Below are 12,779 nucleotides of genomic sequence, written 5' to 3'. Positions count from 1 at the left end.
GAGCAGCCGGGCGAATGTATGCGGCTAAGGTAATGGATATGGTCATTGATGATGTATTCGCTGTCATCGCGGAAGGCACCCGGCGCGAAATCCTGGGTGCACTGCGCAGCGGCGACAAATCCGTGGGTGAACTGGTGGAGGAACTCGAAGTCAGCCAGCCCACGGTATCGAAGCATTTGAAGGTCCTGCGCGAAGCGGGGCTGGTCACAATGCGGGCGGAAGGTCAGCGGCGTTACTACGCGCTGAAGACCGAGCCGCTCGACGAGGTAGTACTATGGCTTAGCGCATTCGATCTGCCATCACTTACCGCCGACCAGGCCACCACTCCGCGCCTGGCCGGCGTCGCCGCCGGCCTGGAGACAGCCGATTTCCGCGGCGGCCGATCCTTCTTCCCGGGGCGCCCCGCGCCCGGAACAGGACGGCAAAATGCTGCCGCTGCCGTGGCGGCACAGCTGCCGTCCGGCGCTGCCGAAACCCCTTCGGCCGCTGACGCCAGCGTCCAGCAGCAGCTTGGCCGCACCGTCGGCCGTGCCGCGGAACGCGCCGCTGACCTGCTGGGTTCACTACCCAAGTTCCGCCGCCGCCGCCCATAAGCGGCGCTGCCCCGGTCTTCAATCGCACCCCGGCACCAATCGGTCTAGCGTAGTAAGCAGGCGGGGAACCTATAAGGAGCAATACATGGACGCAACACTCACGCGCGTGCGCGAAGACGTTTTCCGCCGCAACCCCGGCGAAACGGAATTCCACCAAGCGGTGGTTGAAGTCTTCGAAACCCTCGAACCGGTACTTCGCAAGCATCCTGAATTCGGCGAAGCGGCTATCCTGCAGCGGATCTGCGAACCCGAGCGCCAGATTATTTTCCGGGTGCCGTGGGTGGACGACGCCGGCCAGGTCCGCATCAACCGTGGTTTCCGCGTCGAATTCAACTCCGCACTGGGCCCGTATAAGGGCGGTCTGCGGTTCCACCCTTCGGTCTACCTGGGAATCGTAAAATTCCTCGGGTTTGAACAGATCTTCAAGAACGCCCTGACGGGCATGCCCATCGGCGGCGGCAAGGGCGGCTCCGACTTTGACCCACGCGGCAAGTCCGACGCTGAAGTCATGCGTTTCTGCCAGTCCTTTATGACCGAGCTGTACCGGCATATCGGCGAATACACGGATGTCCCTGCGGGGGATATCGGTGTGGGCGGCCGGGAGATCGGTTACCTCTTTGGCCAGTACAAGCGGATTACCAACCGCTATGAGTCCGGTGTCCTGACCGGCAAGGGTGTCAGCTGGGGCGGATCACTGGTCCGGCCCGAAGCCACCGGCTACGGCGCGGTGATGTTCGTTGAGGAAATGCTGAAGACCAAGGGGATGAGCCTGGACGGACAGCGGGTGATCGTTTCCGGTTCCGGGAACGTGGCCATCAACGCGATTGCCAAAGCCCAGTATCTGGGCGGCAAGGTCATCGCCTGCTCGGATTCCTCGGGTTACGTCGTGGACGAAGCCGGAATCGATGTTCCGCTCCTGCGCCAGATCAAGGAAACCGAACGCGGCCGGATCTCCGACTACGCAACCCGCCGCGGCAACGGCACCTCCTTCGTTGCGGGCGGTTCCATCTGGGACGCCGGAGCCACCGTCGCGCTGCCCTGCGCCACGCAGAATGAACTCGGTGAGGCGGACGCCGTCTCGCTGCTGAAATCCGGCGTCGTCGCCGTTGCGGAGGGTGCCAACATGCCCTGCACCCCGAAGGCGATTGAAATCTTCCAGGAAGCGGGCGTGCTGTTCGGCCCGGGCAAGGCCGCAAACGCCGGCGGCGTGGCAACCTCAGCGCTGGAAATGCAGCAGAACGCCAGCCGTGACGCCTGGAGTTTCGAGCACACCGAGCGGCGGCTGAGCGAGATTATGGTCAACATCCATGACCGCTGCGCGGCAACCGCCGATGAATACGGTGCACCCGGCAACTACGTGGTTGGTGCCAACATTGGTGGCTTCGTGAAGGTAGCCGACGCGATGCTGGCCCTGGGCGTCATCTAGCCCCGGACTTCACACACACGTTGGCCCGGCCCGGTTCCCGTTTCAGGGAGCCGGGCCGGGCCTTGGCTTTTGCGCGCTCTGTCCTGGTCCAGACCGGACCTAGCTCAGGAGCGGCTGCTGCAGTGCCGGTGCCGCGGACACGGGGGAGTAGGCGGAGAGCAGCCGGACGTGGTCCGGGGTCAGGTCCGCCACCCGGTCCACGCCCATAAGCGCCATGGTCCGGGCAGCCTGTGAGGAGAGGATCTGGATGGTTCGGTCCACGCCCGCCCGGCCCCCGGCCATCAAACCGTACAGGTAGGCACGGCCAATCAGCGTGAAGTCCGCTCCCAGGGCCAGGGAAGCGACAATGTCTCCGCCGCTCATGATGCCCGTGTCCAGGATGATGCTGGTTTTCCCCTTGAGTTCGGCCGCCACCTCGGGCAGCAGATGCAGCGGGATCGGCGCCCGGTCCAGCTGGCGTCCGCCGTGGTTGGACAGGGCGATTCCGTCGGCGCCGTGGTCCACTGCCCGGCGGGCGTCCTCCAGTGTCTGGATGCCCTTCACCACCAGGTTGCCCTTCCACACCCGGCGCAGCCAGGCGAGGTCATCGAAGGTCAGCGTGGGATCAAACATCGAATTGATCAGGTCCGCCACGGTTCCGGAATACCGGTTGAGCGTGGCGAAGGACAGCGGTTCATGGGTGAGGAAGTTGAACCACCAAGCCGGCCGGTAGGAAGCGTCCAGCACGGTGCGGACGGTCAGCGCCGGCGGGATTGTCATGCCGTTGCGCACGTCCCGCAGCCGCTCACCGGCGACGGCGGTGTCCACGGTGACCATCAGGGTGTCGAACCCGGCAGCGGCGGCGCGGTTGATCAGCTCCAGCGATTTGTCCCGGTCCGTCCACAGGTAAAGCTGGAACCAGTTCCGCCCGTCCGGTGCCGCACCGGCCACATCTTCAATCGAGGCTGTGCCCATGGTGGAGAGGGTGTAGGGAATCCCGGCGGCTGCCGCGGCCTGGGAACCGGCGTACTCGCCCTCTGACTGCATCATCCGGGTGAAACCCGTCGGCGCGATTCCGAAGGGAAGGGCAGACTCCTGCCCCAGCACGGTAGTGGAGAGATCCACGGACTCGACGTTGCGCAGGACTCCGGGACGGAACTCCAGGTTCTGGAACGCCTCCCGGGCCCTGCGGATGGTGATTTCCGCCTCGGCAGCCCCATCCGTGTAGTCGAAGGCCGCTTTAGGGGTGCGCCGCTTGGCCAGATCCCTCAGGTCCCAGACGGTGCTGGCCCGCTTCAGCTTCGCTGCCGGTCCCACCTGCGGTTTCTTGAACTGCATCAACGGCGCAAGGTCATGGACCCGGGGAATCCGGCGGGTCAGGGCCTGGGGTTTGGAAGTCAAGGGGATAACACTGCCTTTCGAAGCATTCTGCTCTGTGCCTACGGATTGAGCCTACGGACGCGCCCGGGCCTGTGACAAGGCATGTTGCACCCGGGGTACCGCGCAGCTGCAAGCGTCGTCATCAGGGGCCGGGCCAGCGTCACAAAGGCGGCAGGGCAGGCCCAACTTGCCATGCGCCGGTGCCGGGCTTACGGTCTAATCATGACTAACCGTTGGTATGCGTATTTTTCGTTGGCTCTGGAGGAGCCCGCGCGATAATTCGCTGACGCCAACCTTCAGAGCCAACAGGGCAGGGGATCCATCCCTTGCCCTTCGCCATATCCGGCGGGGTTCTGAAGTCATCTCCCGCCGGCTCACACACGGATAACGGGACCATGAACCTCACCACAACGCAGCACTCACAATCCACTTCGGACCTGCGGGTCAGCGAATTCCGTCCGCTGCCTGCACCTGCCGGCCTCATGGCGGAGCTGCCGCTCTCGGAAGACCTTGCCGCCACCGTCAGCAGCGGCCGCGACGCGATCCGGGCGGTGCTCGACGGCGTCGACGACCGCCTGCTCGTCATCGTCGGGCCGTGCTCGATCCACGATCCGGAGGCCGGGCTGGACTACGCGCGCCGCCTCGCCGAAGCCGCCCGGGAACACAGCCAGGACCTGCTGGTGGTGCTGCGGGCGTACTTCGAAAAGCCCCGGACCACGGTGGGCTGGAAGGGCCTGATCAATGATCCGCACCTGGACGGCAGCCACGACATCGCCGGCGGGCTGTTCGCCGCGCGGCGCTTCCTGATTGCCGCCGGGGAACTGGGTTTGCCGGTCGCGACGGAATTCCTGGAACCCATCAGCCCGCAGTACGTTGCGGATCTGGTGAGCTGGGGCGCCATCGGTGCCCGCACCACGGAAAGCCAGGTCCACCGCCAGCTGGTTTCCGGGCTGTCCATGCCCGTGGGCTTCAAGAACGGCACGGACGGCTCACTGCAGATCGCCCTGGATGCCTGCGCCGCCGCCTCCGCGCCGCAGTCCTTCCTGGGTATCGACGGCGAGGGCCGGGCTTCGATGGTGGGAACCTCAGGGAATCCGGATACCCACCTGATCCTCCGCGGGGGCAGCTCCGGGCCGAACTACGACGCCGGCCACGTTGCGGCCGCTTCTGCGTCACTGGCGGCCAAGGGGCTGAATCCGCGGCTCATCGTGGATGCCAGCCATGCCAACAGCGGCAAGGACCACCACCGGCAGGCCAAAGTGGCGCTGGAGCTGGCGGCCCAGATCGAATCGGGAACGGATTCCGCGCACCGCATCGCCGGCGTCATGCTGGAGAGTTTCCTGGTTGGCGGGGCACAGGCCCACGACAGCACCAACCCCGGTCCGCTCACCTACGGGCAGAGCATCACGGATGCGTGCATGGACTGGGATACCTCGGCCGGAATACTGGAGGTCCTGGCCAGTGCGGCCCGCCGCCGCCGCCCGGCACGGGAATCATCGAACTGAGGTAGCGGCAGGGGCCGTGGTGAAGGGACGGATCGCTCATGACGAGCCTGAAATACCGGGAAAAACTTCCACTATGGTTACTTTAGCCACTAGAGTAGAGTGCTAGACGGTCACGAGATGGTCATCAAGACGACACGCCGCCGGCTGTAGTACGAACGGATAAGTGGAACGCCGCAAACCGCGGGGTTCCGCGCTGTAGTTGTATCAGGCGCAGGTTGCGGAAGGAACAATAGATCAATGGCAGACGAGAGCAATTTCTCGGACGTGCGGTTTCTGACGGTGTCAGAAGTCGCGGATGTCATGCGTGTGTCCAAGATGACCGTTTACCGGCTGGTGCATTCCGGAGAACTTCCGGCAGTCCGTTTCGGACGGTCTTACCGCGTTCCGGAATCTGCGGTGCAGCAGGTTCTGCGCAACGCCGTGATCGACCGCCAGTCCGGGACGGCCTGAGCCTGCCGGCCGTAACCGGCCGCGGGTGCGCCCTGGCACTGTCCGGAAAGGCAGTGCGAAGGCGGTACCCTGTTAAGGAACGTTTCAATCATGGCTAGTATCTGCCGGAACCGAAGCTGTGCGGGCCAACAGGCCCCCGGCACCCGGGACCGGCATGGCTCCTATTTCAGTTTGTGAGGACTCTGTGGGTTCAGTTATCAAGAAGCGCCGCAAGCGTATGGCCAAGAAGAAGCACCGCAAGCTGCTTCGCAAGACCCGCCACCAGCGCCGTAATAAGAAGTAGATTCTTCTTAGTGCCGCAGAAGCCCGCCGTCCGACAAGGATTAGGCGGGCTTCAGCTCTTTAACGCGACGGCTTCAGGAAGCTTCCGGAAGATGGTCCAGGAGCGGTCAGATGATGCTCGGTACGCTGTGTGTCAGCGGGAGCGGACCCAGGAGAACCCGCGCCACAGCCCGTAGGCGGCTCCGGCCACTGACGCTGTCTTGAGCCCAAAGGTGGCGGCCCGGCGGCCTGACCGGAAGTCGTAGACCGGCCAATTGTGTTCGCGGGCGTGACGGCGCAGGCGTGCGTCCGGATTAATGGCTACGGGGTGGCCAACGATCGTCAGCAGCGGAACATCGTTGAAGGAGTCGCTGTAGGCCCAGCAGCGGGAGAGATCCAGCCCTTCCTGCTTCGCCAGGACACGGACGCCCTCGGCTTTGGCGGGGCCATGCAGGAAATCACCAACCAGTCGTCCCGTATAAAGTCCGTCGGTTACTTCGCTGACCGTGCCAAGTGCTCCGGTCAGGGACAGCCGGCTGGCGATCACCGAGGCCACCTCCACGGGGGTCCCCGTCACGAGCCAGACAGGGCGCCCGGCTTTCATATGCTGCTCGGTCAGGGCCCGGGTTCCCGGCCAGATCTTGGAAACGATCATCTCGTCGTAGACCTCTTCGCCAAGCGTCCGGAAGTCCTCGGCGGCGAGCCCGGTCGCGAAGGCCAGGGCGGCGTCACGCACGCTGTGGACATCTTTGAGGTTCTCGCCCTGGAGCACAAACCGCAGCTGCTTGGAAGCAAAGCCGGCAGCCTCACGGAGGGTGAAAACCCGGCGCTGGTACATTTTGCGGGCCACATGGAACAGGCTGGCACCGCGCATCAGGGTGTTGTCGACGTCGAAAAACGCTGCTTCTCCCGGGGTACCTGCCGCGGCCGGTGAATCAGCGGCTCGGACGGCACGGGATCGGGGCATGCATTGAGTCTACTGAAAAACACAGGCCACGCGCCGACGTGCCGCGCTGGGGACTATCTTTGATGTCATGAATGATCCCGAGTCCCATCCTTCGGTTCCAGACCTCCTCCTGCTGACCCGCCCCGGCTGCCACCTCTGCGAAGAAGCCCGGGAGATCCTCGGCCGGGTCTCGGAAGACCTGGGAATTCCGTGGCAGGAAAGGTCCGTCGAGCAGGATGCAGACCTGCTGGAACGTTTTGCGGAGGAGATCCCGGTGCTGATGATCGATGGTGTCCAGCGTGATTTCTGGCAGATCGATGAGGCGCGGCTGCGGCGCCTGCTGGCTGCGTAACACGCAGCCGCATGCGGGGACCGGATGGTAAAACACACTTGGTCAGGCAGTGGGCACGGTCCTAGAGTGGGAAATTACCGGACCGGCGGTCCGCAGGGACCGACCCGGTGCTGAGGACATGACGGAGTTGCAGACGTGAGTATCCCGGATGAGCGTGACCTGGTCAGCCCGGCGGCGTCCGGCCACGGGCGGCACATCCCACCGGCTTCCCTTGCCCGGCTGACGGTCTACCTCCGGGTGCTGGGCACCATGATGACGGAAGGGATCGAACGGGTCTCCTCGGAGGAACTTGCCGAGGCGGCCGGGGTCAATTCCCCCAAACTCCGGAAGGACCTTTCCTACCTCGGCTCCTACGGTACCCGGGGCGTGGGGTACGACGTCCCGTACCTGAGCGGGCAGATTTCAGCGGCCCTGGGCCTCACCTTGGACTGGCGGGTGGCCATCGTAGGTGCCGGGCACCTGGGCCGGGCGCTTGCCGGATATCCCGGATTCGGTTCCCGCGGTTTTGAAGTGGTGGCCCTGTTCGACGCCGACCAGATGGCAGTCGGCCAGGAAGTCGGCTGGCTCAGGATCAGTCCGGTTGAGGCAATGGAGAGCATCCTGGAAAAAACCAGGGCCAACATGGCCGTCTTGGCCGTACCGGCGGAGGCAGCGCAGGGAATGTGCGACCGCCTGGTGGATGCCGGGATTACCAGCATCCTCAGCTTTGCCCCCGTGGTCCTGCAGGTTCCCGCCGAGGTGCAGATCCGCAAGGTGGATATGGCAACCGAGCTGCAGATCCTCGCCTATCACGCGCAGCGCGCCCAAGTATCTGCACTCGCTACGGACGCTCAGGCCAGAATGCTCCGCTGACTGCTTAGCGCAGCGGCTCCGGACCGGAGCGGCGCGGCGCGAAGTAGCGGCCAGCGCGCGGCAGGAACAGCAGCCCCAGTCCGGCGCCGGCGAGCAGCGCGGCCCCCACATGCTGGGACAGGTTGTCCCGGATCCCAAAAAACAGGGCTGCGGTAATAAGCAGGCAGCAGCAGACCCTCGCCCAGTTCCTTCCTTCGCGGACCAGGGTGGCCAGGAAGACATAGAGACCGAAGGTCACGACCGCAAGGGCCACATCTGCGACCCTTGCTACGGCAAGCACAGATTCCGGTGGCACTTTGAGCTGCTGTAGTTGGAGGGCAGCTGCGGGGAACGGACGGGCGGGGTCAAGGGCTGCCTGCAGTCCCACGACCAGGAGCAGGACACCGGCTGAAGCTATGAGCAAGGCAGCAGCGTTGACGGCGAATGGGGCCTTGCGCCGGGGCCGGCGGTCCGGCAGCCGCCGGGGTGGTTCGGGCGCAGGGGCCGGGGGATGCTCCGGCCGGGGCGGGAGGTTGGCCGCCGGCTGAGCCGGGGTCCGCTGGATCCGCGGGCGCGGTGCCGCGGCCGGGTCCGGGGCGGGAACGTCAGCAGCCGACGTACCGGACCGCGTCCCGGATCCGGCACCGTCCTGCGCTGCCGGCCCGGGGGCCCTGAGGTCCCGCTCAGGGGGGCTGTGGGGGGCGGACCGCCGCCGGGACGCGGACCTGGTGTGGATGGCCTGCCGGAGCGCGATGCTTGGCCACGGACGCCACGCCCGTCCCGCATTGGTTTCGGGCGATGAGTGGGACGGGTTCTCCTGCTCCGCTGACGGTTCAGTGCGGCGCCGGGTCCCCTGGATGCCGCTGTGCAGATGCGCGGACCGCTGGGAGGGGGGATTTGGGCCAGCCCCGGGAGAATTGGGTGCTGCAGGGGGAGTCGTCATAGTCGTCGCCGCCTTCAGGAGACCGGAAAGTGGTGCTCCACGAGGGACCCGCAGGCCCCTCGTGGAGCATTAAACGCTACGTCCCCGGCACCGTGCTGTGACCACTGCTGCGGCGAACCCGCACTGCCTGTGGCGAGATTGTTACAGCCTGTTCTAGTACGGGCGGTAAGGGTTGTACTGGTGGCGCTGGAAGTAGGCGTTGCTGGGCTTGAGATAGAGCATGACGATGCCCGCGATCCCGGCCAGGGTGGAGAGCAGGGAGAGGAAGCCCAGTGCGGACATGAAGTAGGCCGGGAGGGAAACCAGCAGGCCGAAAACTGAGAACGCGGCGAAGACCGTCCCGACAATGCGTGCCCAGTTATGGCCCTTGCGGACAAACAGTGCGATCAGGACGTACAGGCTCAAACCGACCAGGGCGATTACGACCGAGAAAGTTACCAGGAATCCGCTGACATCCTGGACATCAATGTTTGCCTGCCGAAGGTCCTGGATCTGGGATGGCGTGAGCAGGTCCGGAAGGTTGAAGGACGTGAAAAGGTTATTGAGGAAGGCCAGGACGCCGGCGGCGAGGATTAGCCAGAAACCGATCATTACCTCGCGCGGGGGCGGTCCCTTGGGCCCGGACTGGCTGGCTTGTCCACCGGGGTATGCATAGCCCGAAGGCTGGGCGGCCTGGTACCCGTACGGCGTCTGGCCGTACTGCCCCTGGCCGTACTGCCCCTGGCCGTACTGCCCCTGGTACTGGCCCTGGTACTGGCCCTGCCCGTACTGGTCCTGTCCGTAGGGGCCGGGCTGCTGGCCGGTGTGGGGAGGAACATGGGGCTGCTCGGGCTGGCTGTACTGCCCGTAGCGCGGCTCAGGACGCTGCGGTGCCTGCGCGCCGTCCTGGTTAGGCGTGCTGCCCGGGGCCTCTTCCGGGCCAGGCCCGCCGGCAGGCGTTCCCTCCGGGCGTTGGGGGTCCTGTGATTCGGGGGTATTGGGGGTGGTCATGTCAGCCGCCTGCCGTGTGGATGGTCTGCCGGAGGATGGTGCCGGGTGGTATCGACGCAAGGCAGATCCCCCGTCTGCGAAGTCAGTCCAGTCTATCCCTCCACGCCGTGCGGGAGACCTGGAGCACCTGCTCCGGCGCCCCGGCCGGTGAACCGGGCACAGGTAAGGCCCGGCACGCCGTGTGGCGTACCGGGCCTTACCTGAGTCAGAAGCGGGAAGCCCTACGCTGCGACGAAGGCTACGTCCAGGTTGATGGTGACCTTGTCGCCAACCAGGACTCCGCCGGTTTCGAGGGCAGCGTTCCAGGTCAGGCCGAACTCCTTGCGGCTGATGGAGGTGGTGCCGGAGAAACCGGCGCGGGTAGCGCCGAAGGGATCAACGGCAACGCCGTTGAACTCCACGTCCAGGGTGACCGGGTGGGTAATGCCCTTGATGGTGAGATCGCCGGAGACCTTGTAGTTTTCGCCCGAACCTTCAACATTCGTGGCGGTGAAGGAAAGCTCCGGGAACTGCTCGACGTCGAAGAAGTCGGCGCTCTTGATGTGGGCGTCGCGGTTGGCGTCGTTGGAGTTGAAGGATGCGGCGTCGATAACGGCACTGAGCTTCGAATCGCTCAGGCTCTGTCCGACCTCCAGGACGGAGGTGACCTTGTCAAAGCTGCCGCGGACCTTGCTGATGCCGGCATGGCGGACAGTGAAGCCGACCTCGCTGTGGGATGAGTCGAGGTTCCAGGTGCCTGCGTTAAGACCGGTGGGGATCATGTTTTTTCTCCTGTGATAGTCGGCAGTGCTGCGTTTGCAACGCTACCAGTAGATGCATTTGCATCAAGCTTGGCACAGGATGCTCAAAGGTTCAAGTGATTGTGAAGATTTAATCTTCACCGGGGTCTCTGCGAGACTTGTTTGCATGTCCCGAGCCTCGATCCACCTCGTCCGCCACGGCGAAGTCTTCAACCCGGACGGTGTTCTGTATGGCCGCCTGCCCGAGTTCCACCTTTCCGACCTGGGCCGGGAGATGGCACGCCGCGTAGCGGCCTATTTCCAGGAGCAGCAGAGCAGCGGTGCCAAGCTGGTGCATGTGGTGGCCTCACCGCTGACCCGCGCGCAGGAGACAGCCGCACCCATCGCAGCGGCCCTCGGCCTGGAGATTGCCACCGATGAACGGATCATTGAAGCCGAGAACCGCTTCGAAGGGCTCTCCGGTGTCAAGAGCCGGCTCCGCAATCCGAAGTACTGGCCGCTCCTGCGGAACCCGGTAAAGCCTTCGTGGGGTGAGCCGTACGCCCAGCAGGTGGAGCGGGTTATGGCAGCCGTGGACGACGCACGTATCCGCGCCCTGGAACTGGGTGGCGAGGGGTCGGAAGCTGTCCTGGTGAGCCATCAGCTGCCGATCTGGGTCACGCGCCTGGCCGGCGAAGGGCGCCGCCTCTGGCACGATCCGCGCAACCGGGAATGCACGCTTACCTCAGTCACCACCCTGGATTTCGACGGCGGACGGCTCACCGGTGTCCGGTATGCCGAACCGTCCGCAGACCTGCTGCCCGGTGCGGCGAACATCCCCGGCGCATAATACAATTACTACGCGTTGTAGAAGTGGCCACCCCCTGCCGCGATGAAAGCTGGATGTCCTTGAAGAAATCTGAGAGCGAAAACCAGGCCGGAGCCATGCACCGCAGGTCCTTCCTGCGGATTGGTGCCGGGCTGGCTGTTGGCGTGCCGTTGGCCGCCGTCCTGGCAGGATGCACGGTGGAAGACCCGCTGGCCGAGCAGGCTAAAGCCGGCGACAACAAAAACTACATTGCCGGTGACGGCTCAGTGACTGAGTACGCCGCCTCCGACCGCGGCGAGCCCGTGGAACTCACCGGCACCCTCTTCGACGGTTCAAAAGTCAGTGCCGCTGACTGGGCCGGCGACGTCGTCGTCCTCAATTTCTGGTACGCCGCCTGCGCCCCGTGCCGCAAGGAAGCGCCGGACCTGGTGGAACTCCACGAGACCTTTGCTTCAGAGGGGGCACGCTTTTACGGTGTGAATGTCCGGGACGAAGCCCGGACTGCCGAGGCCTTCGAGCGGAACTTCGCCATTCCGTACCCCAGCTTCGAGGACCGCAACGGGGAGGTCCTGCTGGCTATGACCCGCTTCGTTCCGCCGCAGGCCGTTCCGACCACGCTGGTCCTGGACCGTGAGGGCCGGGTCGCAGCCAGGATTCTTGGACTGGCCGAAAAGGGCACCCTTAAAGCCCTGATCAGCGACGCATTGGCTGCGTAGCAGCCGTGCCCCCTGTCCTCCTGTCCGCAGCCCTGCCTACGGCCAATGTCTTCGCGGAAACGATCCTCAACGGATCGATGCTGCTGGCTATCCCCGTTGCTGCCCTCGCGGGTCTGGTGTCCTTCCTCTCGCCGTGCATCCTGCCCCTGGTGCCCGGCTACCTGGGATACGTCACGGGACTTTCCGGGGTGGACCTGGAGAACCAGCGCCGCGGCCGGATGCTCACCGGAATCGGGTTGTTTGTCCTGGGCTTCTCGGTGGTTTTCGTCGCCATCGGCGCAGGCATCGGGCAGCTTGGAGCGTGGCTCCGCGGGGCGGAACAGGGCTGGATCCCGCAGCTGCTGGGTGTGCTCATTATCCTGATGGGCGTTATTTTTATGGGCGGGCTGTCCTGGTTCCAGCGGGACCGCAAGATCGAAGCGAAGCCGCCCGCCGGACTCTGGGGAGCACCACTGCTGGGTGTCACCTTCGGTCTTGGCTGGGCACCCTGCATGGGTCCAACGCTTTCGGCGGTGCAGCTGCTTTCCTTCTCCGGCGACGATGCCTCTGCGGCCAAGGGCGCACTGCTTACCTTTGTCTACTGCCTTGGATTGGGTCTGCCCTTCCTGTTCATCGCCCTGGGATTCCGCCGCGGCATGGGCGCGCTTTCCTTCTTCCGCCGTCACCGGGTCGCCATGCAGCGCTTCGGCGGCGGCATGCTGATCGTCCTCGGCGTGCTGATGGCCACCGGCGTGTGGACGCTTTGGATCAACGAACTCCAAGGTTGGGTCGATAGTGTGACCCTGCCGATTTGATGAACAGCACAATGCTCCCAGTCCGCCGGATACCCGGAACCAGTCCCCAGAGAACAATGAGAACC

Annotated in this window: 15 protein-coding genes; 10 read left to right on the top strand and 5 right to left on the bottom strand. The window is 64.8% G+C overall.

Translation table 11 applies throughout. The features are described 5' to 3' along the window. The first annotated feature begins 38 nt into the window (after window positions 1-38). Both H9638_RS11930 and gdhA read left to right on the top strand, forming a co-directional pair. Window positions 39-593, top strand: coding sequence for an ArsR/SmtB family transcription factor (locus tag H9638_RS11930; RefSeq protein WP_191747585.1), 555 nt, complete (start codon window positions 39-41; stop codon window positions 591-593). 85 nt (window positions 594-678) lie between these two features. Then, on the top strand, window positions 679-2,019 hold the full coding sequence (gdhA, locus tag H9638_RS11925) for an NADP-specific glutamate dehydrogenase (protein WP_191747583.1): 1,341 nt from the start codon (window positions 679-681) through the stop codon (window positions 2,017-2,019). Window positions 2,020-2,118: 99 nt separating this feature from the next. On the opposite strand, the gene H9638_RS11920 is transcribed toward gdhA, so the two are convergent. Then, window positions 2,119-3,336, bottom strand: a complete 1,218-nt coding sequence (locus tag H9638_RS11920) for an alpha-hydroxy acid oxidase (RefSeq protein ID WP_191747902.1) — start codon at window positions 3,334-3,336, stop codon at window positions 2,119-2,121. Between the two features lie 437 nt (window positions 3,337-3,773). On the opposite strand from H9638_RS11920, the gene H9638_RS11915 reads away from it, so the two are divergent. From H9638_RS11915 to H9638_RS11905, 3 genes are all read left to right on the top strand, one after another. After that, window positions 3,774-4,883 (top strand): 3-deoxy-7-phosphoheptulonate synthase, encoded by a 1,110-nt coding sequence (locus tag H9638_RS11915; RefSeq protein WP_191747581.1) that lies wholly within the window; start codon window positions 3,774-3,776, stop codon window positions 4,881-4,883. Window positions 4,884-5,120: 237 nt separating this feature from the next. After that, window positions 5,121-5,333 (top strand): helix-turn-helix domain-containing protein, encoded by a 213-nt coding sequence (locus tag H9638_RS11910; RefSeq protein ID WP_055239164.1) that lies wholly within the window; start codon window positions 5,121-5,123, stop codon window positions 5,331-5,333. Window positions 5,334-5,517: 184 nt separating this feature from the next. After that, window positions 5,518-5,616 carry a 30S ribosomal protein bS22 gene (locus H9638_RS11905; protein ID WP_003792170.1) on the top strand — a complete coding sequence of 33 codons (99 nt, stop codon included), beginning with the start codon at window positions 5,518-5,520 and terminating at the stop codon, window positions 5,614-5,616. Between the two features lie 132 nt (window positions 5,617-5,748). Here H9638_RS11905 and H9638_RS11900 read toward each other — a convergent pair whose 3' ends face one another. After that, entirely contained in the window at window positions 5,749-6,561 is an 813-nt protein-coding gene (locus H9638_RS11900) for an HAD family hydrolase (protein WP_191747578.1), read from the bottom strand. Window positions 6,562-6,628: 67 nt separating this feature from the next. Here H9638_RS11900 and H9638_RS11895 point away from each other — a divergent pair, with 67 nt between their 5' ends. Next, window positions 6,629-6,892, top strand: coding sequence for a glutaredoxin family protein (locus tag H9638_RS11895; protein ID WP_191747576.1), 264 nt, complete (start codon window positions 6,629-6,631; stop codon window positions 6,890-6,892). 135 nt (window positions 6,893-7,027) lie between these two features. Then, a complete protein-coding gene (locus tag H9638_RS11890) occupies window positions 7,028-7,744 on the top strand; it encodes a redox-sensing transcriptional repressor Rex (RefSeq protein WP_191747574.1) in 717 nt (238 codons plus the stop codon). 4 nt (window positions 7,745-7,748) lie between these two features. Here H9638_RS11890 and H9638_RS11885 read toward each other — a convergent pair whose 3' ends face one another. From H9638_RS11885 to H9638_RS11875, 3 genes are all read right to left on the bottom strand, one after another. Next, a complete protein-coding gene (locus tag H9638_RS11885) occupies window positions 7,749-8,147 on the bottom strand; it encodes a hypothetical protein (RefSeq protein WP_191747572.1) in 399 nt (132 codons plus the stop codon). Between the two features lie 672 nt (window positions 8,148-8,819). Beyond that, window positions 8,820-9,656: a hypothetical protein gene (locus H9638_RS11880; RefSeq protein WP_191747570.1), complete on the bottom strand. Its 837-nt coding sequence runs from the start codon at window positions 9,654-9,656 to the stop codon at window positions 8,820-8,822. 221 nt (window positions 9,657-9,877) lie between these two features. Further along, entirely contained in the window at window positions 9,878-10,417 is a 540-nt protein-coding gene (locus H9638_RS11875) for a YceI family protein (protein ID WP_191747568.1), read from the bottom strand. 145 nt (window positions 10,418-10,562) lie between these two features. On the opposite strand from H9638_RS11875, the gene H9638_RS11870 reads away from it, so the two are divergent. From H9638_RS11870 to H9638_RS11860, 3 genes are all read left to right on the top strand, one after another. Continuing rightward, window positions 10,563-11,225 carry a histidine phosphatase family protein gene (locus tag H9638_RS11870; protein WP_191747565.1) on the top strand — a complete coding sequence of 221 codons (663 nt, stop codon included), beginning with the start codon at window positions 10,563-10,565 and terminating at the stop codon, window positions 11,223-11,225. 95 nt (window positions 11,226-11,320) lie between these two features. Further along, entirely contained in the window at window positions 11,321-11,920 is a 600-nt protein-coding gene (locus H9638_RS11865; protein ID WP_191747900.1) for a TlpA family protein disulfide reductase, read from the top strand. Between the two features lie 77 nt (window positions 11,921-11,997). Further along, window positions 11,998-12,714 carry a cytochrome c biogenesis CcdA family protein gene (locus tag H9638_RS11860; protein ID WP_191747898.1) on the top strand — a complete coding sequence of 239 codons (717 nt, stop codon included), beginning with the start codon at window positions 11,998-12,000 and terminating at the stop codon, window positions 12,712-12,714. Window positions 12,715-12,779 lie beyond the last annotated feature (65 nt).

It is taken from the genome of Arthrobacter pullicola (assembly GCF_014836875.1).
Classification (GTDB): domain Bacteria; phylum Actinomycetota; class Actinomycetes; order Actinomycetales; family Micrococcaceae; genus Arthrobacter_B; species Arthrobacter_B pullicola.
The sequence above is the reverse complement of the archived record's forward strand: the minus strand, read 5'-3'. Positions and strand labels throughout refer to the sequence as shown.